Source organism: Kineosporia sp. NBRC 101731, assembly GCF_030269305.1.
In the GTDB taxonomy this organism is placed as follows: Bacteria; Actinomycetota; Actinomycetes; order Actinomycetales; family Kineosporiaceae; genus Kineosporia.
In genome coordinates, this window is the sequence record NZ_BSTC01000003.1 from 60,515 (window position 1) to 80,758 (window position 20,244).

Here is a 20,244-nt window from a genome sequence, read left to right on the forward strand (position 1 = left end):
AACAATTGTTCGGAGTGGGGCGGGCGTCGTTCGTCGATCTCGTGCGGGCGATGATGCGCGAAGGCCTGGGAAATGCCAAGGATATTGCGACGGACGGTCCGGATATCTGGCATAACAGTAAGCCTCGGGAAAAGCCATCAATAAGTCTGGCACTGGACGTTGCATTTCGATCGCTTGACGCCTGCTGTGGGAACAGTAAAACTCCTGGCACGAACCGGCCGGCCGGATTCTCGGGGGTGCTCGGCGGCTGGTCGCAGGAGTTCGCAAACAATTCGATGACTTCGTTCCCGCACTGCCGTAACCAAAATTGTGAACGTTAACAACGGGGTTGGCGTGGTGCGTCAGGAGGCTGGGATGTTCAGGAAACGGGCCGGTGTACTGCTCACGGCAGCGTTGCTCGTCAGCGTGCTGGGTGCCTGTGGTGACGACGAATCGGGCGACGGCGGCGGTGGCGGTGGTGGCGACAAGCTGACCATTGGCTTCTCCCAGGTCGGCGCCGAGAGTGGCTGGCGTACGGCCAATACCAAGTCGATCAAGGATTCGGCCAAGGAGGCCGGGGTCGAGCTGAAGTTCTCCGACGCGCAGGGCAAGCAGGAGAACCAGATCAAGGCGATCCGCTCGTTCATTACCCAGCGGGTCGACGTGATCGCCTTCTCGCCGGTGGTGGAGTCGGGCTGGGACACCGTGCTGAAGGAGGCCAAGGACGCCGAGATCCCGGTGATTCTCACAGACCGGGCCATCGATTCGACCGATGAAACTCTTTACGAAAGTTTTATCGGTTCGGATTTCGTCCTGGAAGGTAAGAAGGCCGGTGAATGGCTGGTCGAGGACGAGAAGGACGAGTCCGGCCCGGTGAATATCGTCGAGCTCCAGGGAACCCCGGGCGCGGCCCCGGCGAACGACCGTAAGGCCGGTTTTGCCGATGCCATCAAGGCTGATCCGAAGTTCAAGATCATCGCCTCGCAGACGGGTCAGTTCACCCGCACCGACGGCAAGCAGGTGATGGAGACCTTCCTCAAGTCGCACCCCGACATCGACGTGCTCTACGCCCACAACGACGACATGGGCCTGGGCGCGATCGAGGCGATCGAGGCGGCCGGCAAGACCCCGGGCAAGGACATCAAGATCATCACGGTGGACGCCGTCAAGGACGGCATGACCGCGCTGTCCGAGGGGAAGATCAACTTCATCGTCGAGTGCAGCCCGCTGCTCGGGCCGCAACTCATGGACCTGGCCAAGACCGTCGCCGACGGCGGCACCGTGGACAAGCGGGTGCTGACGGAGGAGACGACCTTCACGCCGGAGCAGGCGAAGGAAGTCCTCCCCGAGCGCAAGTACTGAGCAACTGACCTGACCGTCCACCCACCCACCCCTTCTGGTCGTGATCATGCAAAACCTCCCCGGAGTTCTAGAACTGTCGTCGCGGGAGTTCTAGAACACTGGGGAGGTTTTGCATGATCACGGGGGAGAGTTTGTGTTTGCATGAGCGCTGACGATGACGACGTGATTCTCGAGATGACGGGGATCCGCAAGGTTTTCCCCGGGGTGGTGGCGCTGGACGGCGTCGACCTGCGGTTGCGGGCCGGTGAGGTGCACGCGCTGATGGGGGAGAACGGGGCCGGGAAGTCCACCCTGATCAAGGTTCTCACCGGGGTGTACGACATCGACGGGGGAGGCGTGCGGCTGGCCGGGCAACCGGTGCGGTTCGCCGGGCCCCTGGCCGCGCAGCAGGCCGGGATCAGCACGGTCTACCAGGAAGTGAATCTCTGCGCGAATCTCTCTGTCGCGGAGAACATCCTGCTGGGTCGTGAGCCCCGCCGCCTGGGCAAGATCCGGTGGGGTGCCCTGCGGCGCCGGGCCCGGGAACTGCTGGCGGGGCTCGACCTGGACCTGGACGTCACCGCGCCGCTGAGTACTTATTCGCTGGCGATCCAGCAGATGGTCGCGATCGCCCGGGCCGTCGACATCGACGCCAAGGTGCTCATCCTCGACGAGCCCACCTCCAGCCTCGACGCCTCCGAGGTGCAGCGGCTCTTCGAGGTGATGCGGCGGCTGAAGAGCCAGGGCGTGGCGATCGTCTTCGTGTCGCACTTCCTCGACCAGGTCTACGAGGTCGCCGACCGGATGACCGTGCTGCGTAACGGCACGCTGGTGGGGGAGTTCCGGACGGCCGAGCTGCCGCAGATGCAGCTGGTGGCCGCGATGATCGGCAAGGAACTGGCCACGCTGGAAGATCTGGAGAAGCAGCCGGCCGGGCGCATCCGGCGGGACGAGCCGTTCCTGGAGGCCGAGGGCCTGGGTCGCAAGGGCGGGATCGAGCCGTTCACGCTGAGCATTCACGCCGGGGAGATCGTTGGTCTGGCCGGGCTGCTCGGGTCGGGGCGCACCGAGCTGGCCCGGTTGCTGTTCGGGGCCGACCGGGCGGACGAGGGCCGGCTGACGATCGACGGCCGGAGCACGGTGTTCCGGACCCCTCGGGCGGCCATGACCCGGGGTATCGCCTTCTCGTCGGAGAACCGGCGGACCGAGGGGGTGGTGGGTGACCTGAGCGTGCGCGACAACGTCATCCTGGCGCTGCAGGCCTCGCGCGGATGGATGCGGCCGGTCTCGCGGCGGCGGGCCGACGAGCTGGTGGACAAGTACATCAAGGCCCTGCAGATCCGCCCGGCCGATCCCGACCGTCTGGTCAAGGACCTGAGCGGGGGCAACCAGCAGAAGGTGCTGCTGGCGCGATGGCTGATCACGGAGCCCCGGCTGTTCATCGTGGACGAGCCCACGCGCGGCATCGATGTCGGGGCCAAGACCGAGATCCAGCGACTCATAGCGGAACTCGCCGACGGCGGGATGGCGGTGCTGTTCGTCAGCGCCGAGCTGGAAGAGGTGCTGCGTCTCAGCCACAAGATCGAGATCCTGCGGGAGCGTCGTCTGGTGGAGGAACTGGAGAACACCGACACCGTGGACGCGACGAGGATCATGCAGACGATTGCCGGGGAGCAGGCGTCATGACGTTCTACAAGCACCACCTGTTCTGGCCCTTCGCGGTCTTCGTCCTGCTGCTGGTGCTGAACATCTTCTTCTCGAACAACTTCTTCAGCATCACGGTGCACGACGGCCACCTGTACGGCTCGCTGATCGACATCGCGCGGCGCGCGGCTCCCCTGATCCTGGTCGGGGTCGGTATGACGCTGGTCATCGCGACCGGTGGCATCGACCTGTCGGTGGGCTCGGTGATGGCCGTCAGCGGTGCGCTGTCGTGTCTGCTGATCGGTGACCTGAGTGATCCGGGCAGTGTCACCGGGGTGCTCGGGGCCGTCGCGGTCGCCCTGCTGCTGTGCCTGGGACTCGGCGTCTGGAACGGATTCCTGGTCTCGGTGATCGGGATCCAGCCGATCGTGGCCACCCTCATCCTGATGGTCGCGGGCCGGGGCCTGGCCCAGCTGATCACCGGCGGGCAGATCCTCAACGTCACCTCCGCGCCGTACCGGGTGATCGGTGCCGGGTACTTCCTGGCCCTGCCGGTGTCGGTGATCATCGCCGTGGTCGTCGCGATCGTCGCCGGCCTGCTCACCCGCCGCACCGCGCTCGGCCTGCTGCTGCAGTCCGTCGGGGGCAGCCCGGCCGCGAGCCGCCTGGCGGGTATCCAGGCCCGCGGCCTGACCTGGCTGGTCTACGTGATCGCGGCGGTCTGCGCGGGGGTCGCCGGGCTGATCTACAGCTCCAACGTGTCCAGTGCCGACAGCAATGCGGCCGGCAACCTGATCGAGCTGGACGCCATCCTCGCGGTCGTCATCGGCGGCACGGCCCTGACCGGGGGCCGGTTCTCCTTGTCCGGCACGGTGCTCGGCGCGGTGCTGATCGAGACGCTGAACGTGACGATCCTCAGCGTCGGCATCCCGGTGGAGGCCACGCTGCTGTTCAAGGCGGTCGTCGTGGTCGTGCTCTGTCTCGGCCAGTCCCCGGCCTTCCGCGAGCGCGTGCTCCGGCGGCGAACACCGGCCGTTGCCACAAAGGAGGCTGTCGCATGACCACGGACACCACCGCACCCGACCAGACCCCCGCGTCCACCATCGAGGGACCGAAGAGGCAGCGCTGGCAGCCTGACCGGCAGCACGTGCCGGTCATCGCCACCCTGACGCTGCTGGCGTTCATGTACGGCATCGGCGTGGTGAACTACGAGGGCTTCGACGACATCCAGGTCGTGCTGAACATCTTCGTGGACGGCGCTTTTCTGCTGGTCGTCGCGGTCGGGATGACCTTCGTGATCCTCACCGGCGGCATCGACCTGTCCGTCGGGGCGGTGATCGCCCTGACCACGACGCTGGGCGCGACCCTGCTGCACGCCGGCTGGCCCGCGGGAGTCGTTCTGCCGCTGCTGCTCCTGATCGGCACCACGCTGGGGCTGGCGATGGGCGCGGTGATCCACTACTTCAAGGTGGAGCCGTTCATCGCCACCCTCGCCGGGATGTTCCTGGCCCGGGGTCTGGCCCTGCTGATCAACCGCAACTCGATCCCGATCGACAACGGTTTCTGGGTCTCGGTCGCCCAGCAGCGCATCCGTTTCGACAAGGGCGTGTTCATCTCGAGCAGCGTCATCGTCGCCCTGGTGGTGGTGCTGGTCGCCGCGATCGTGCTGGCCTGGACCCGGTTCGGCCGTTGCGTCTACGCGATCGGCGGGAATGCCGACTCCGCTCTGCTGATGGGCCTTCCCGTGGCCCGCACGCGGATCGCGGTGTACGGCATCAGCGGGTTCTGCGCGGCGCTGGGCGGGGTGCTGTACAGCTTCTACACGCTGTCGGGCTACAGCCTGCACGCCCAGGGACTGGAACTGGACGCCATCGCCGCGGTGGTGATCGGCGGGGTGCTGCTCGCGGGCGGGTCGGGCTACCTGTTCGGCACCGTGCTGGGTGTTCTCGTGCTCGGGCTGATCCAGACCATCATCACGTTCCAGGGCACCCTGAGTTCCTGGTGGACGCGGATCGTGGTCGGGGTGCTGCTCTTCGCGTTCATCGTGCTGCAACGGGTCGTCACCGGGAAACGGGCCGTGCGACAGGGATAGAGCGGGTTGCGAGAGGATCGGGGCACTGCCTGTCCGCCCCGAGGAGAGCACCGCTGTGAAGCCGTTCGAGTTCCGTCCCGCGCAGGGTCCCTGGTCGACCGGGCAGTCGTGGCTGTTCGTCTGCGCCGTGCCCGACCTGGCCGCGGACCGCGACCTGGCGGCGCTGTTCGGGGACTGTCGCCGGGCGCTGGACGGATTCCCGATCGTCCCGGTCGCGGACGAGGCGCTGCGGGTGACGCTGGCGCAGGTCGGTGACGCGCCGGCGGCGCAGATCGGCGCGGGGGAGCGGGAAGCGCTGCTCGAGGCCCTACGGTCGCGGCTGCGGGAGGTCCGGCCGCTGGAGATCCTGGCGGGCAGTCCGCTCGCCTACGCCACCGGTGCCCTCTGCGACCTGGAGGACGAGCCGCTGCAGGACCTGATCGGCGTGGTCCGGTCGGTGATCCGGGACCTGCGCGGGCCGGAGGCCGACACCTTCCACCCCGGGGTCACCCATCTGACGCTCGGTTACGCCTTCGCCGAGGCCTCCACGGACGATCTGGCGCGCCGTCTGCGCCGTGTTCGTCCCAGTCACGCCCGCATGCGCATCGAGGCACTGCACCTGCTCGAGGTCAGCACGGACCCCGCCGCCCGGGCCTTCCGCCTGGTCCCCGTCGGTGCGGTGCCCCTGGGTCAGAGATAGCCCCTGGATCAGTTATGCGGCGTAGGGGTCGGTCAGTGTCATCGGTGTCTGCGCCGTGGTCAGGGCCTGCTCGGGGAACTGCGGCCCGGCCACGTAGACACGGGCCCGGGTGCGCCCGGAGGCGACAAGAAGCCCGAGCGTGCCGAGATCGCGCAGGTCCCGCTGCGCCTGCTGCGTGCTGAGGCCCTCGGCCTGCTCGTACCGGGCCCGGCGCAGTCGGCCGGTCATGGCGACGTCGTGCAGGGCCGAGACCGTGCGCGGGTCCAGGCCGAGTTCGGTGGTGGCGGTCTCCAGCTGCTCCCAGACCGCCGCCGAGCGGTCCCAGCGGCCCTGCACGGTCTGGGCCTGCTGGTGGTACGCGCCGAGGTTGAAACGCAGCCACTGGGTGACGTCCTGATCCGGCCGGTAGCTGGAGCCCCGGTCGCTGAGCTGCCGGTAGTACTCCCAGGTGTTGCCCGGCCGTCCCAGCCAGGCCTCGACCGACGAGAACTCCGGTGCCAGAATGCCTTCCCGGGCGATGAGTAGTGTCTGGAGGGAGCGGGACATCCGGCCGTTGCCGTCCGGCCAGGGGTGGATGGAGACCAGGTTCAGGTGAGCCATGGCCGCCTTCACCAGGGCCGACCCGTCGTCGTCCGCATTGAGCCAATCGACCAGTTCCGTCATCAGGCCGGGTACCAGATCGGCGTCCGGAGCGGTGTAAGCAGCGACGGACGGATCGCGAGGATCGGTGACATAGACGGGACCTCGGCGCCATTGGCCCGACGGGCGCCGCGGGCTGTGGCGGTGCCCTTGGAGCATCCAGTGCATTCCGTTGAGAAGGCCTTTGTCGTAACGGAAATCCACGACGTCGTGGAGGGTCTGGACGTACGTCATCATCCGCTGGTAGGCGAGCGTCTCGTCGCGGTTCTCGGCCGATACCTCCACGTCGCGTTCTCCGGCGATCAGGTCTTGTGCGTCGATGGTCGACACCCGGAACCCCTCGATGCTGTTGGAGGCCGCGACGGCATCTGCGGTGAGGTACTTCCGCAGGCCGTCGACCCAGGTGGCAGGGGCGGCCTGCACCTGATGGCGAAGGCTTTCGCGCATGGAGTCGATCTCGGCGAGGACCCGCTCATCGTTCGGGGAGAGCCGCGGCGTGGGAAAGAGCACGTGGCCAGCATAGGGCGATGTAGTGACGTTGTCATTGCGTCAGGGCGCGATCCGCGTTGCGGGGCTCGGTCACCCTGAAGGCCAGGGCTACACCGGTGAGCACAACCTCCGGGGGCGCTCGGGTGTCATAGGGGCGTGACCTTCTTGTCCGTCCCGTCCGATCCCCCGCCGCCGCCGGTGGCCCGGTTCACCACGGTGTCCACCGTCGCGGCCACGAGCCGTCCGACCACCGCCGACACCCGGGCCGCGGTCGGCGCCCTGTTTCATCAGCACCAGGTCCAGATGGTGCGGGTCGCCACGGTGCTCGTGCGGGACCCCGCGGTGGCGGAGGACGTGGTGCAGGACGCCTTCCTGGCCGTCTACGCGAACTGGTCGCGGATCCGGGAGAAGGACGAGGCGATTCGCTACCTGCACCGGAGCGTGGTGAACGTGGCCCGCAACCGCCTGCGACGCCGGTCGGTGGTGGAGCGCCTGACGTCGTTGCGCCACCACGACGAGGTCAGTGCGGAGGACCGGGCGCTCGGTGCCGGCCTGCCCAGCGCCCTGCTGAGCGCGATCGCCGAACTGCCCCGCCGGGAACGGGAGACGGTGCTCCTGCGGTACTACCTGGACCTGTCGGAGAAGGAGACGGCCGAGGCGCTGGGTCTGCGGCCCGGGTCGGTCAAGGGGTACGCGTCGCGAGGGCTCGCGAAACTGCGCTCGGTGCTGGAACCGGCGATCTGCGGGGAGGAACGATGACGGGCGACGACATCCTCGAGGCGAGGCTCAGGGAGGCTCTGGCGCGGGATCTTTCGGAGGTCACGCCGCGACTCGGAGGAGAAGGACGCCTGTACCGGGAGATGGACGGCACCCGGCTCCGGCTGCCCCGGCTGAACCGGACGGTGCACGCCCTGATCGTTCCCGCCGCTGTGGCGCTGGCGATTGCGGCTCTCGTGCTGGCCATTCCGATGGTGCTCGGGGTGGGCCGGGGGAGCGTACAGCCGGCGGGCCGGCCGACCCCCACGGCGGTCTGTCCCACCGTTCAGGCCGGGGAGGACGCAACCCTCACCCCGGCGGGCAGCGAGAGCGCCGAGCTCCTGGACGAGGGCACGGAACGCCGATCGAAGGGTGTCCCGGCGTCCGATGCGACGGAAGACCTTGCCACACCGGAAGAATCGGTTCCGGCGGAGGATTCGTCCTGTGTGGGAGAGGTGGGCTTCACCCTCGATCCCGGTTCCGGGACGGTGTGGTCGTGGCTCCTGCGCGGAAGAACTCCCTGACCGTGTGCACAACCCGTCCGGTCTCCCGATTGTCATACAGGTGACGATCCGGAGCCGTGAGGCCGGTGCCGCCGGCCCGCCGGGTCGTCACTTCAGGAGGCCGAATGTCTCGCAAGATCGTCACGAGTGCGGCGCTGGTGTTCGCGTCGGGTCTGGTGCTGTCGGCAGCTGGGGTGGCGGTGGCGAGTTCATCTCATCCGGAAACGGTTTCGGTGGCTACCGGGCATGGCACGCAGACGTCGAAGGTGGTGACCGTCCACGGCTCACCGGCGCAGGCCGGTGACGAGACGGTGGAGCCGATCTGCGTCGCGGGGGACGCTGGGGTCCCGGCCGGCACTGCGTCGGAAGAGCTGGTGGCCCAGGAAGACGTGACGCCGGTGGCCTCCACCGACGAGCCGCAGCTCCTGCCCGGCGAGGAAGTCCTCGACCCGTCCGAGTGTTCGGACGGGCTCAGGGAACTGGGCGAGGCTTCGACCACGGACCCGGACCGGGCGAACGACTGAGATTCCGACGGGCCGGGCCTCCCGCCCGCGGGAGGCCGGGCCCGGATGGTCCGGGCCCGGGGGTGCGGCTCCACGCCGCCGTGTCTGCAGGGTCCGGCCGGGTGGGACCCATGATCAGCACTGTCCTCACGGTGCACCCCTCGGTGCTCGTCCTGGCCGGTCAGTGGCCAGTCAGCGCCGGAAGGGCAGCTCGACATGCGTTCATGGGCCATTTCGGGTTAAAAAGGATCTTGCAGGGACCCGATGATGTGACCTGGGGAGATCCGCATGCCTGATTCCGTGCTCTGGATTGTGTCGTTCGACGGTACGCCGCTGTCCGGTGTGGTCGTCGAGTCGCTGAAACTCGGCGAGGCCTTCCGGCAGCGGGGTCACCGGGTGCTCCTCGACATCGGGTACGACATCAAGGAGGACAAGGGCCGGTTCTTCGTCCCCTACACCGACGAGGCCGACGGCCTGCCCGCCTGGGTGGAGCTGGCCCGCGTCGACGGGATCGAGGAGATTCCCTGGTACACCCCCGGCTTCGTCCGGGACACCCTCGACGCCGTGCGGCACGGCACCCCACCGTCATCGACGGCGGCCTGTTTCGACGTGGTCGTCGAGGCCCTGGCCCGGCGTATCGAGAAGACCTGGCACCGGCACGGGGTCACCGCGGTGCTGGTGGAGAACGGGACGCTCCCCGAGAACATCGCCTACACGCAGGCGCTCTACCGGGCGATCGAGCGGTACGGCCCACAGCTGGGGGATCGGCCCTTCGTGCTGTGGCGCGACCACGACCTGATGTGGAACAGCGAGCCCTCGTCGGGCAAGTACGGCACCGCGCCCTACCCGCTGACGCCCCGGCCCCGGAACTCGCCCTGGATCCGCTACCTCGCCCTGCACGAGGAGGCCCGTCGCCGCACCCTCGCCTGGGTCCCTGGCCTGCGCGACCTGCGGGTGCTGCCCAACACCTTCGACTTCGACCGCGTCACCACCGCGTTCGGCCTGCGCGAGGAGTACGGCATCCCGGCCGAGGCCGCCCTCCTCGCCCGCTGCACCCGTCTGATCCCGCAGAAGCGCGCCGACCGCGAGATCGACCTGATCGCCCGGCTGGCCGGGCGCCTGCCCGACCGGCCGGTGTACCTGTTCCTGGCCGGTGACCCCACCGAACACCCGCCGACCGTGGCCGCCCTGCAGGAACAGGCGCAGCGGCTGGGGGTCGCGGACCGGGTGATCTTCGGCGGTCGGCTCGCGGCCCGTGACCTGGGCGCGGCCGGACCGGGCTTCTCGGTGGCCGACCTGCTGGCCGAGGCCGACGTGATGTCGTTCCTGACCTCGTACGACTACGAGAGCTACGGCAACCCGATCGGTGAGGCCGTGGCCTCGGGGGTGCCCTACCTGACCACCCGGTACGCGCTCTACGACACCGTCTATGGCCGCAAGGGGCTGCATGCTCCGGTGCTCGAGGTGTCCGGGCAGGACGAGGCCCCGCTGACCGAGGAGTTCGTCGCCGATGTCGCCGAGCTCCTGACCAACCCCCTGCTGCGCGGCCGGGTCGCGGCCCACAACCGGGCCCGCGGCGAGCGGTACTTCGCCCACAGTCGGGCTGCCGAAATGGTGGACGATCTGCTCACCACCCGCTCGCCGGTGGCCATGGAGTCCGGTCCCGACGTCTACAGCCCGGCCGGGTACGCCGCGGTGGCGCCCCTGGCCGCCGGCACCCGCATGACAGTGGTGATCCCGGTGCGGGACGAGGCCGCCAATCTGCCCGCAGTGATCGGGTCCCTGGCCGGGCAGCGGGGGCCGGACGGGCCCCTGGACCGTTCACTGTTCGACGTGCTCCTGGTGGACAACAACTCCCACGACGACACCGTCGTCCTCGCCCGGGAGCTGGCGGCCCAGCACGAGGGCCTGCGGCTGTCCGTGATCGGTGAGAGCGAGCAAGGGGTCTCGTGTGCCCGTCGCACCGGGATGGGCGTGGCCGCCGAACGGGCCCAGTTGCGGGACGGTGACGACACGAACGAGCGGTTCTACCTGGTCTCGGCCGATGCCGACTGCCGGGTGGCGCCGGACTGGCTGTACGAGCTGCTGAACGCCATGGACGGCGACAAGGCCGCGATCGGCGTGTGTGACTACTATTACGACGCGGCGCACTTCGAGGGCCGGCCGCTGTTGTGGGAGGCGATCGACCGTACGATCCGCAGCCGCCGGGTGGCCTGGGAACGGTTCGGGGGCTTCCCCGACGGCAAGGGATTCGCGGTCGATCGGCGTTCCTACCAGCGCGTGGGCGGGATCGAGCTGTCGTACCAGCTGGAGGGTGGGCGGTTCGTCAGCCATCTGTCCGACGACTGGGACTTCGGCATCCTGGTGCGCGCGACCGGTGAGGACATCGTCTACGTGCCCACGTCGCGCGTCGAGATCAACCCCCGCAGGGTCGATCACGCGATCGACGAGGTGGTGGCCGGGCGGGCGTACGGTTCGGGCGGCATCATCACGATGCGCGACATTCGGCCCCCGGCGTCGACGAGGCCCGGGGGAAGGGACCTGACCGAAGCGGAAGCGGTTCAGGCGTGGGAGTTCTCGATCAAGGACTTCATGCCCAAGAACATGATCCTGGCCGCGGTGCTCACTCCGTCGCTGCTGGACGACGAGGGTGTGATCGACCTGCTCTCACCCGATCTGGCCCGGCGGATGGCCGCGCGCATCCCGCAGATCACCGCGCAGACCCATCTGCTCAGCTACGCCCCGATCCATTCGTACAAGACCCCGTGCTTCCGGCTGTACTTCGAGTTCGCCGAGGAGCTCTTCGCCCGGCTGCGCGCGAAGGTGGGCCCCGACATCGGTTATCCGCCGCCCCTGCCCGACTGCCTCCAGGAGATCCGCGACACCGGCGACGAGGAGCGGTTCCGCGAGTTCGTGCGTCATTACTGCGAAGACCGTGAGTCCGGCGAGGCGCACGACTACTTCGGCAACGGAGGAGTTTTCTGATGCCTGATGTTTCGGTGAAACCCGTTTTCCGGCGGACCCAGGCCCTGGAGTCCCTGGCCGCGATCGACCCCGGCCACCCGCGTCCGTTCGTTCTGGACGTTCTCGAGCGGCCGGAGAACGCGGGCCTGCTGGAGTACGTTGCCAACGACCCGTTCGGTGCCCACGTGTTCCCGGGAGACATCCCCGATGTCTCCCCGACGTCCTTTCTTGATGATCTCAACGCGCAACTGGCGAGCACACGGCCCATTCATCTCTGGTCGTACATCCCGACCTGCAGCTACCGGTGCCGGTTCTGTCAGTACCCGGTCGTCATCGTCAAGGGGCCCGAGGGCGTGGTGCGGGACAAGGTCGACCGCTGGGTCGACCTGAACATCCGCGAGGCGCAGCTCTGGCTGGACCGGGTGCCCCGGCTGCGGGAGGCGCCGGTGGGGGAATTCAACGTCTTCGGTGGCACCCCCTCGCTGATGGGTCTGGACGCGGTGTCGCGCCTGCTGGACTTCTACCGGGAGAACTTCGGTTTCGGCCCGGACACGACGATCCGGTTCGAGGGCGACCCGACCACACTGACCGAACCGCTGCTGGCCCGGCTGCAGGAACTGGGCTGCGACAAGGTGTCGTCGGGGGTGCAGTCGTTCGACGACCACGTGCTGCAACTCAGCGGACGGGAGCACACCGAGGCCGAGTGCCACGACTTCCTCGACAGCACACAGCGTCTGGGGTTCGACTGGACCACGATCGACCTGATGTACGGGCTGCTCGACCAGACCGTCGACAGCGTCGTGCGCGACCTGGATCAGGTGCTGAAACACGATGTGCCGGGCGTGGTCTGCACCAAGCTGCACCTGCGCTCGTACACCGACACCCGCACCGGCGTGGCCGGTGACCGGCCGGCGGCCTGGCAGTTCCCCGAGTACCGCGCCCGCCTGACCGAGTCCGGGCACCACTGGCCCAGTCTGGGAGAGCAGTACCAGATGCGAGAGGTGCTGGCCGGTGGACTGACCCGCGAGGGCTACGGCGAGCACCCGACGATGTACTTCCACCGCGCCGACAAGCCGCCGGAGACCTGGAAGGCGATCATGGTCGACCAGGACCGGCAGGACGCCGAGGTCGCGATCGGCCTGGGCGGCAGTTCGAGCTGCCGCCGGTCCGAGGCGATGACCGAGGTGAATGCCGTGCAGTACATGAAGATGGTGGACGCCGGTCAGTTGCCTCTCACCTCGGCGACCCGTTTCGGGGATCTGGCCACGCAGTCCCGGGCGATCAAGATGGCTCTCTCCACCCTGCAGCCGCTGCGCGACGACGTGCACCAGGAGAGGTTCGCCGGGCGTTCGTTGTTCGACGAGCCCTGGGGCGCGCGGTTCGAGGGTCTGGAACGCCGCGGCCTGCTGGTGACCGACCGGGCAGGTGGCACCGTCCGACTCACCCCGGCGGGAGAAGTGCTGGTGGAAGCCGTGATGAACACCGAATTCTGATCAGGGCCCGACATCGAGATGCCGATGATCACGACGTCCCTAATCTGTAGGTATGACCTCGACGACGGCTGACGTCCGGAACGGCCGGGCCCCGCTACTGGGCCTGGCCGCTCTGGCCTGTGCCGCACTGGCACCCGCGACCATCGTGTTCTCCCTGAAGGTCCTGCCCGGCGTCGTGGTGCTGGGCGGCCTGATCCTTCCGCTGTGGACGGTCAGTGTGGTCTTCGTGCTGCTCGCGGCCGTGGTGCTGGGTGCCGCCCTGGTGACGGGAGCCCGCGCGTCCCGGGCCCGGAACGACACGGGCAGCGTCGGTTCCGCGGTCAGCGTGCTGCTGGTGATGGCCACGGCGATCGTGATGGTGGCGACCCTGCTCTTCGTGGTGATCGCCCTGTTCATGGGGCACCTCCTGAGCAACAACATCGGCAGCAAGCAGTTCGCCCGGCTCCGCCCGGAGGGGCCGTGCCGGGTCGTCGCGCAGTACTCCACCTACCTCACGTCCGGCACCGGCACGTTCTTCGCCGTCAACGACCTCGGTCTGGGACTGGAATCGGGCCACTACGACAGTGACGACGGCACGCTTCCCTTCGACGACGGGAACTACACGCTCACCTGGAACGACGACATCGCCACGATCACCTACGGCGGCGAGGAGAACGCGGCGCCCCACCGGGAGACGGTGCACTGCTGAGGCGGGGAACCTTCCGGTACCCGCTCACGTCCAAGGGGCGTGATGACGAAATCCTGGGCAGCGCCGCTGCTCGCGGCAGTGCTCCTGGCCGGCTGCGGATCTGAAGAAGTGGTGACTCCGCGGGATGCGGGCGTCGATCGGGAGATTCTCGGGACCTGGTACCCGTGGGACATCCCGTCCTACGTACCGCCCGGGTTCGATGCCGACAGCTTCCCCGAGGCCACAGTGACTTTCAAGGACGACGGGACCTGGACCGGCAGTGACGGCTGCAACGGCCAAGGGGGCGACTACGAGATCACCGCCGACGGCGCCTTCAGCGCGGGTGAACCGGGGCCCTCCACCCGGATGGGCTGTGCGAACGTGCCGAACGCGACCGTGCTGCACTCCTCCACGAAGGCTGCCGTCGAGAACGGCATGCTCGTGCTGAGCGCGAACGGCACGACGACGGGGCGGTACCTGCGCGAGCCCCAGGCCAGTCCGTCACCCAGCGTCTCGGACGTCGACCGCTAGATCGTCCGGGGCAGGGACGCGGCGAACCGGACCGCCTGGTCGACGCAGTCCGCCAGGGGGCGGCCGCGCCCTGTCCCACGTTCTTCCGGGGTGGCCAACGAACCCTCAAATTCTGCCTTTTCGGATTCATTCTGGGGTGCAGTCGCGCACTCCGTTGAGGTGGCCGGTGCCAGCGCCCATAATGCGATGATGGTCAGCGGAGGAACTCAGCAGTTGAATGCCCAGGCTCTCGTCGCCGTGACGGCCGGAGACACCTCGACGGCAAGGAATCTGGCGCAGCGCACGGCACGGGAAGGAAGTCTGCTCGGCGCGGCGCTGGCCCAGTACCTCGAATCCTCCCAGGAGGGTGCCGTCTACGCGTCTCCCGCCGGTTTCGAGGCCTTCATCGAGGGTGGTGGCAACGTCCCCCTCTACCAGGCTGTCAGCAACAGCCTGGCCGGCCTGTACGAAGAGTTCCGGCCGGACTCCCTGCTCGACATCGGCTGCGGCAACGGCCGGGCCGTGCTACCCGCGGTCGAGGCGGCCGGACACCGACCCGGACGGTTGACCCTGGTGGAACCGTCGGCGGCTCTTCTGTCGGCCGCTACGAAAATGCTGGCCGACGTTGCACCCTCGATCGAGGCCCAGACCTGGGCGGGAACCGCTCAGACATTCCTGGAGTCTCTGCCCGCCGAAAGTCACTGGCCCCTGGCTCAGTCGACCTTCGCCCTGCACACCCTGCCGCACGAGGAGCGGACCGCCGTGCTCGCCCAGCTGCGGCCCCATCTCGATGTCCTCGTGGTGGTGGATTTCGATGTGCCCCACCATGCCGTCGGTTCGGCCGGGCACCTGGACTTCCTGGCCCGTACCTACGAGCAGGGGCTGGCGGAGTACGACGCCGACCGGGAGCTGGTGGCCCAGGGCTTCCTCATGCCGGTGCTGGTCGGTCAGTTGCGGCCGGGGGCGACCCGGGTGACCTGGGAACAGAGCAAGGAGAAGTGGCTGGAGCAGGTGAAGTCCGCCGGGTACAACGACGTTCAGGTCAGCCCGCTGTGCGAGTATTGGTCTTCTCCCGCTTTCCTGCTCACCGCCAGGGCTTCCTGACCCTTTCCGGGGTTCAGGTCTGGACCGCCGGCCGACCGGACGGGCTCCAGCCTCAGTTTGTTCTGAAAACCCCTCGCGGTATGGGTATTCTCGTGCGCTACTCGGGCGCGGCGTCCTTTCCCTCCACCCCTCGGGCGTGCCACCCGGAGCCGTCTGGCGCCCGACCTGACCTGTCACCTCGGTGAACGGTGTCGGTCAGCCGTGTGCGCGAGGAGTGCATGCCCGGTTTGGCGGGTGAGGGCTGGAAACGGAGTCTACGGGCCACCGCGCCAGTCCTTGACGCTCCTGAGCGCGGGATCACCCTGGACTACCGAGATCGCGGCACCTATTGTTCTTTTACTGATGATCATGGATGATTCATACGTCCCAGGGGGGATCTGTGCAGAGATTCGGCACGGGCGCACGGACGCGCCGTGCAGTGGTTGTCGGCGCCGTATTGGCGCTGACGGCAGCAGCGTTCAGCATCGCATCACCGGCCCAGGCATCGGTGGCGCAGGGTTACGTCATGGGATCCGGTGCGGTGAACGACGACTGGGGCGACGAGGGAACCATCTCCTCGACGACCCGCAACCACAACAACGTCGTCTACCTGTGGCAGACCGTCCTCGCCTCGGACGGCTACCTCAGCTCGAGTCAGGTGGACTGCTGGTTCGGTGCGAACACCAAGGCCGCCACCGAGCGTTGGCAGCGCGACCACGGTGTCGAGGTCGACGGCGCGGTCGGCCCGGAGACGTTCGGACGGGCCGACGACAGGCTGCAGTGGGTGCTCGGCAGCAACAGCATTCAGTACAACGGATCCAAGACAACGATGGGCGGATACGCCAGGGACGCCAACGGCTACTGGTACGCGATCGGATACGGCGTCAAGATCTCCTACACGAGCGCGTCGCTCTGCGGCTGACGCCGTGCTTCAGCCACCGGCTGACCTCGTTCACCCGATCCGGTTCCATCCGAGGAGCCGGGACACTGATCAGTGGGGAAAAGTGCGAAAGATCAATACGGGCGCATGGATGCGCCGCACGGTCGTCGGAAGCGCCGCCGTGGCGCTGGCTCTGGGGACGTTCGGTGCCGCATCACCGGCACAGGCGTCAGTTTCTCAGGGCTACATCGCCGGAGCCGGGGTGGTCACGGACGACTGGGGTGACGAGGGCACGATCTCCGCGTCGGTCCGCAGCCACAGCAACGCAGTTTTCCTCTGGCAGGCCGTGCTCGTCTCCGACGGCTACCTGACGCCGAGCGATGCGGATTGCTGGTTCGGGTCGGACACCACGGCCGCGACCAAGAAGTGGCAGAACGACCACGGTGTCGATGACGACGGCTCGGTCGGCCCGCTGACCTTCGGCAAGGCCGACGACCGGCTGACTCTGTCCGGCGGCGTCGTCACCTTCAAGGGGGAGAACGGCGGCACTCTCAAGTTCGGCCGCCAGAGCAACGGCTACTACTACGCGATCACCACCGGCGCCACGTTCTCGTACACGAGCTCGTCCATCTGCGACTGATCTCGTCCCGTTCGGCCCGGCCTCCTCGGAGGGTCGGGCCGAACGCTTGTGTGCCGCAGAAGGTCCGGTACCTGACGAAGTCCTTTGGTGCGCTCTGGGCGTGCCGCTGCCGACCGGGCCGTCCGTCCAACGGGGCTTCGACCGTTTCCAGCAGTCGCTCGAACGGGCCGAGGTCGCCGGCCGTCGCAGAGGTCAGGGCTTCCACGGCCAGGTGGTCACGCGGGATGTGGACCGGGTTGACCGATGACCGTAGCTGCGCCTCCGTCGGGGGAGGGGGGTTGAGAGGCGAACTCGCCGCCACGGACCCGGGCGGCGACGAGGAGCACGATCAGGCCGGCCAGGGTGATGCCGGCTCCGGCCCACAGGGGTGAGGTGTAGCCGAGGCCGGCGGCGAGGGTGAGGCCGCCGGCCCCGGCGCCGAAGGCGTTGCTCAGGTTGAAGGCGGCGATGTTGGCGCCCGAGGCGAGGGTGGGGGCGTCGGAGGCGTAGTTCATGATCCGCATCTGCAGGCCGGGCACGGTCGCGAAGCCGAAACCACCCATGAGGACGAGGGCGATGACCGTGGCGGTCTTCGAGCCGGCGGTCAGGGCGAACAGGGAGAGGACCACGGTGAGGGCGGCCAGGGTCACCACCAGGGTGCGGCCCAGGTCGTGGTCGGAGGCCCGGCCACCGAGCAGGTTGCCCGCGAACAGGCCCACGCCGAAGAGCATGAGCAGCCAGGGCACCGCTCCCTCGCCGAAACCGCTGACCTCGGTCAGGGTGTAGGCGATGTAGGTGAATCCGCCGAACATGCCGCCGAACCCGAGCACGGTGACGAGCATCGAGAGCCACACCTGGCCGCTGCGGAAGATCCGGAACTCGGCGAGGATGCTTCGCCGGGCCAAGGGCGCCGGGTGGGTGGGCACCAGGGCCAGGATGCCGGCGAGAGCGACGACGCCGATCACCGTGATGGCCCAGAAGGTCGCGCGCCACCCGGCGGCCTGGCCCAGGAAGGTGCCCAGCGGCACGCCCAGCACGTTGGCGATGGTCAGACCGCCGAACATGATGGAAATGGCTGCGGCCCACCGGTTACGGGGCACCAGGTCGGCGGCCACCACCGAGCCGATGCCGAAGAAGGCGCCGTGGCACAGTGCCGCGACGACGCGCCCGGCGAGCATCAGGCCGTACGTTCCCGCGACCGCCGAGAGCCCGTTGCCGAGGATGAAGAGTAGAAGGAGGCCGAGCAGGGCCTTCTTGCGGTCGACGCGTCCGAGCAGCGCGGTCAGGAGGATGCCTCCGACAGCAACGGACAGGGCGTAGCCGGAGATGAGGTATCCGGCCGTGGTCTCAGAGACGGCGAAGTCTTCCGCCACCTGCGGCAGCAGTCCGGCGATGCCGAACTCGGTCAGGCCGATGCCGAATCCGCCGAGTGCCAGCGCGTAGAGCGCGACGGGCATGAGGTTCCTTCCCGTGTTGATACAGAGTCGATAGGGGGCGTCTGCAAATACCGGCGGACGCAACGAGGTGAGATAGTTGCACGCGCTTGATATCGGCGCAAGCTGTTAGAGTGACCGCCGGATAGTCGGGAGGTGCCCACGGTGGGGATTGCGGACGACGCGGTCGAGATCCGGGCCCGGGGCTGGCGCACGCTTGCCGCGCTGCACGGATTGATCGAGGCCGAGCTGGAACGGGTGCTGCAACGGGAGCACGGGCTCTCGGTGGTCGAATTCACCGTGCTCGATGCCCTGGGCCGTCAGGACGGCTGGCACATGCGCATGCAGCAGCTGGCCCGGGCCGCCGCGCTCTCGAGCAGTGCCACGACACGCCTGGTCAACCGCCTGGAAGACCGTGCCCTGCTGACGCGCATCCTGTGTGCGGACGACCGGCGCGGTATCTACACCGAGCTCACCCCGGCCGGTCGCGAGCTGCTCGACGCCGCGCACCCCACCCATGACCAGGTGCTGCAGCAGACCCTGGCCCAGGCTGCGGAGATTCCCGAGCTGGAGTCGCTGGCGGCAACGGTGACCCGGGCCCGGTGATCACGAGCGGTCTCCGGCGGTACCGGGACCTGTTGCAGGTGCTGGGGGTGCGCCGATCGGTCCTGCCCGCCCTGATCGGGAAGTTGCAGCCCGGCATGTATGGCCTGAGTCTGCTGATGGTGCTCTCGCGACACCTGGAGTTCGGGGCGGCGGCCCTGATCGCGTCCGGGGCGAGCTGGGGCACCATGACCACACCGGTGCGGGGCCGGCTGCTCGACCGCTTCCCCTACGGCCGGGTGCTCTGGCCGCTGCTCGGACTGAACCTGGGGTTCCTGGCGCTGCTGATGATCGGCCTGGAGAAAGGTTTTCCGCTGCCGGTGCTGTTCGCGACCGTGCTGTGCGCCTCGATCGTGGTGCCGCCCCTGGGCGTGGTCAACCGGGTCATCTGGCGGGCCCGGGCATCGGGGGCGCTGCTCCCGACGGCGCTGGCGCTCGACGCGGTGCTGGCCGATATCGGGTTCATGATCGGGCCGGTCGTCGTGGTCGGTCTCGGGCAGCTGATCGCACCGGCCGCGGGCATCGTGACCTGCGCCGTGCTTCTGGTCGTCGCCGTGCCGCTCGTCCTGCGTAACTCCCGCGGGATCACGGTCGAACGTCCCTCCCGCGGTCACTGGGCCGGGCCGTTGCACCGGTCCCGCTCACGCCGGGTGCTGCTGGTTGCGAGCCTGTTCTTCTTCGGGGTCAGCCTCTTGCAGACCGTGCTGGCTGCCCACGGATCGGGCCACGAGGTCACCCTCACCGGCGGGGCCGTGCTCAGCCTGCTGGCGGTGGCCAGCGTGACCGGGGGACTGGTCGTGGGAGGGCTGCCGTCCGCGGTGTCCGGGCGTCTGGCCCGGCCCGCCGTCATGATCTCGATGATTGGCTGCGCCGTGCTGCTGATGGCGGCCCTGCTGTTGGTCGCGGACTGGACGGTCTACCTGTCGTGCATTCCCGTAGGTCTTTGTCTGGGGCCGAGTTTCGTGGCGGTCTACGGGGCGGCCGGGGAAGCGGCCGGGCCGGGGGAGCAGGCCGAGACCCAGGCCTGGGTGGCCAGCGCGCTGATGGCCGGTGGAGCGCTCGGCACGGCCATCGGGGGCTGGACGATGCAGCATCACGGGCAGGTCCCGGCCCTGGCCCTGGGTGGCCTGGGGATGCTGCTCGGCGGGCTTGCGGGAACCCGGGTCGCGACAAGGAAAAAACTGCCGGAACGTGAGACTCACGCGATGGTGATCGGCACGACCAGCAACCCCACCATCGCGTCGACCAGGTGGTCCGACATGGACTGCCAGGTCGGACGTCCACCATCACTCTCGTGGGCCATCTCGCTCCGGGCGAGGCGCACAGCCGGCGGCAGGACCGGCAGGGTATCCCGGTGATGCCTCCCG

The 20,244-nt window shown here is 68.4% G+C and carries 19 protein-coding genes and 1 pseudogene; 17 read left to right on the top strand and 3 right to left on the bottom strand.

Annotation, left to right across the window (positions count from 1 at the left end; genetic code table 11):
• Positions 1–354: 354 nt before the first annotated feature.
• The 5 genes from QSK05_RS10595 (at position 355) to QSK05_RS10615 (ending at position 5,735) form a co-directional block, all read left to right on the top strand.
• On the top strand, positions 355–1,341 hold the full coding sequence (locus tag QSK05_RS10595; RefSeq protein ID WP_285596626.1) for an ABC transporter substrate-binding protein: 987 nt from the start codon (positions 355–357) through the stop codon (positions 1,339–1,341).
• 141 nt (positions 1,342–1,482) lie between these two features.
• On the top strand, positions 1,483–3,006 hold the full coding sequence (locus QSK05_RS10600; RefSeq protein WP_285596627.1) for a sugar ABC transporter ATP-binding protein: 1,524 nt from the start codon (positions 1,483–1,485) through the stop codon (positions 3,004–3,006).
• Positions 3,003–4,025, top strand: a complete 1,023-nt coding sequence (locus tag QSK05_RS10605) for an ABC transporter permease (protein WP_285596628.1) — start codon at positions 3,003–3,005, stop codon at positions 4,023–4,025. The genes QSK05_RS10600 and QSK05_RS10605 overlap by 4 nt, the downstream gene beginning before the upstream one ends.
• Positions 4,022–5,056, top strand: coding sequence for a galactofuranose ABC transporter, permease protein YjfF (yjfF, locus tag QSK05_RS10610; protein WP_285596630.1), 1,035 nt, complete (start codon positions 4,022–4,024; stop codon positions 5,054–5,056). Before QSK05_RS10605 ends, yjfF begins: the two co-directional genes overlap by 4 nt.
• A gap of 55 nt (positions 5,057–5,111) precedes the next feature.
• Positions 5,112–5,735 (top strand): 2'-5' RNA ligase family protein, encoded by a 624-nt coding sequence (locus QSK05_RS10615; protein ID WP_285596632.1) that lies wholly within the window; start codon positions 5,112–5,114, stop codon positions 5,733–5,735.
• A gap of 12 nt (positions 5,736–5,747) precedes the next feature.
• On the opposite strand, the gene QSK05_RS10620 is transcribed toward QSK05_RS10615, so the two are convergent.
• Positions 5,748–6,884 carry a Fic family protein gene (locus QSK05_RS10620; RefSeq protein ID WP_285596634.1) on the bottom strand — a complete coding sequence of 379 codons (1,137 nt, stop codon included), beginning with the start codon at positions 6,882–6,884 and terminating at the stop codon, positions 5,748–5,750.
• Between the two features lie 135 nt (positions 6,885–7,019).
• Here QSK05_RS10620 and QSK05_RS10625 point away from each other — a divergent pair, with 135 nt between their 5' ends.
• From QSK05_RS10625 to QSK05_RS10670, 10 genes are all read left to right on the top strand, one after another.
• On the top strand, positions 7,020–7,622 hold the full coding sequence (locus QSK05_RS10625) for a SigE family RNA polymerase sigma factor (protein WP_285596636.1): 603 nt from the start codon (positions 7,020–7,022) through the stop codon (positions 7,620–7,622).
• Positions 7,619–8,143: a hypothetical protein gene (locus tag QSK05_RS10630; protein ID WP_285596638.1), complete on the top strand. Its 525-nt coding sequence runs from the start codon at positions 7,619–7,621 to the stop codon at positions 8,141–8,143. The genes QSK05_RS10625 and QSK05_RS10630 overlap by 4 nt, the downstream gene beginning before the upstream one ends.
• Before the next feature lie 104 nt (positions 8,144–8,247).
• Positions 8,248–8,646 (top strand): hypothetical protein, encoded by a 399-nt coding sequence (locus QSK05_RS10635; protein WP_285596639.1) that lies wholly within the window; start codon positions 8,248–8,250, stop codon positions 8,644–8,646.
• 267 nt (positions 8,647–8,913) lie between these two features.
• A complete protein-coding gene (locus QSK05_RS10640; protein WP_285596641.1) occupies positions 8,914–11,610 on the top strand; it encodes a glycosyltransferase in 2,697 nt (898 codons plus the stop codon).
• Complete coding sequence (locus QSK05_RS10645; RefSeq protein WP_285596643.1) at positions 11,610–13,082, top strand: radical SAM protein; 1,473 nt, start codon at positions 11,610–11,612, stop codon at positions 13,080–13,082. The genes QSK05_RS10640 and QSK05_RS10645 overlap by 1 nt, the downstream gene beginning before the upstream one ends.
• Positions 13,083–13,134: 52 nt before the next feature.
• Positions 13,135–13,770 carry a hypothetical protein gene (locus QSK05_RS10650; RefSeq protein WP_285596645.1) on the top strand — a complete coding sequence of 212 codons (636 nt, stop codon included), beginning with the start codon at positions 13,135–13,137 and terminating at the stop codon, positions 13,768–13,770.
• A 42-nt stretch (positions 13,771–13,812) separates the two neighbouring features.
• Complete coding sequence (locus QSK05_RS10655; protein WP_285596647.1) at positions 13,813–14,280, top strand: META domain-containing protein; 468 nt, start codon at positions 13,813–13,815, stop codon at positions 14,278–14,280.
• 189 nt (positions 14,281–14,469) lie between these two features.
• Positions 14,470–15,363, top strand: coding sequence for a class I SAM-dependent methyltransferase (locus QSK05_RS10660; RefSeq protein WP_285596649.1), 894 nt, complete (start codon positions 14,470–14,472; stop codon positions 15,361–15,363).
• A gap of 418 nt (positions 15,364–15,781) precedes the next feature.
• A complete protein-coding gene (locus QSK05_RS10665; protein WP_285596651.1) occupies positions 15,782–16,264 on the top strand; it encodes a peptidoglycan-binding domain-containing protein in 483 nt (160 codons plus the stop codon).
• Between the two features lie 109 nt (positions 16,265–16,373).
• Entirely contained in the window at positions 16,374–16,862 is a 489-nt protein-coding gene (locus tag QSK05_RS10670) for a peptidoglycan-binding domain-containing protein (protein WP_285596653.1), read from the top strand.
• A 49-nt stretch (positions 16,863–16,911) separates the two neighbouring features.
• On the opposite strand, the pseudogene QSK05_RS36290 reads toward QSK05_RS10670, so the two are convergent.
• Positions 16,912–17,103, bottom strand: a pseudogene (locus tag QSK05_RS36290) (hypothetical protein); the annotation flags it as partial.
• Complete coding sequence (locus tag QSK05_RS10675; protein ID WP_285596655.1) at positions 17,078–18,298, bottom strand: MFS transporter; 1,221 nt, start codon at positions 18,296–18,298, stop codon at positions 17,078–17,080. The gene QSK05_RS10675 and the pseudogene QSK05_RS36290, both read right to left, overlap by 26 nt.
• A 141-nt stretch (positions 18,299–18,439) precedes the next feature.
• Here QSK05_RS10675 and QSK05_RS10680 point away from each other — a divergent pair, with 141 nt between their 5' ends.
• Entirely contained in the window at positions 18,440–18,880 is a 441-nt protein-coding gene (locus tag QSK05_RS10680; protein ID WP_352301023.1) for a MarR family winged helix-turn-helix transcriptional regulator, read from the top strand.
• The gene (locus tag QSK05_RS10685; RefSeq protein ID WP_285596659.1) at positions 18,877–20,235 is read left to right on the top strand and encodes an MFS transporter; all 1,359 of its coding nucleotides are present in this window, start codon (positions 18,877–18,879) and stop codon (positions 20,233–20,235) included. Before QSK05_RS10680 ends, QSK05_RS10685 begins: the two co-directional genes overlap by 4 nt.
• The last annotated feature ends 9 nt before the right edge of the window (positions 20,236–20,244 follow it).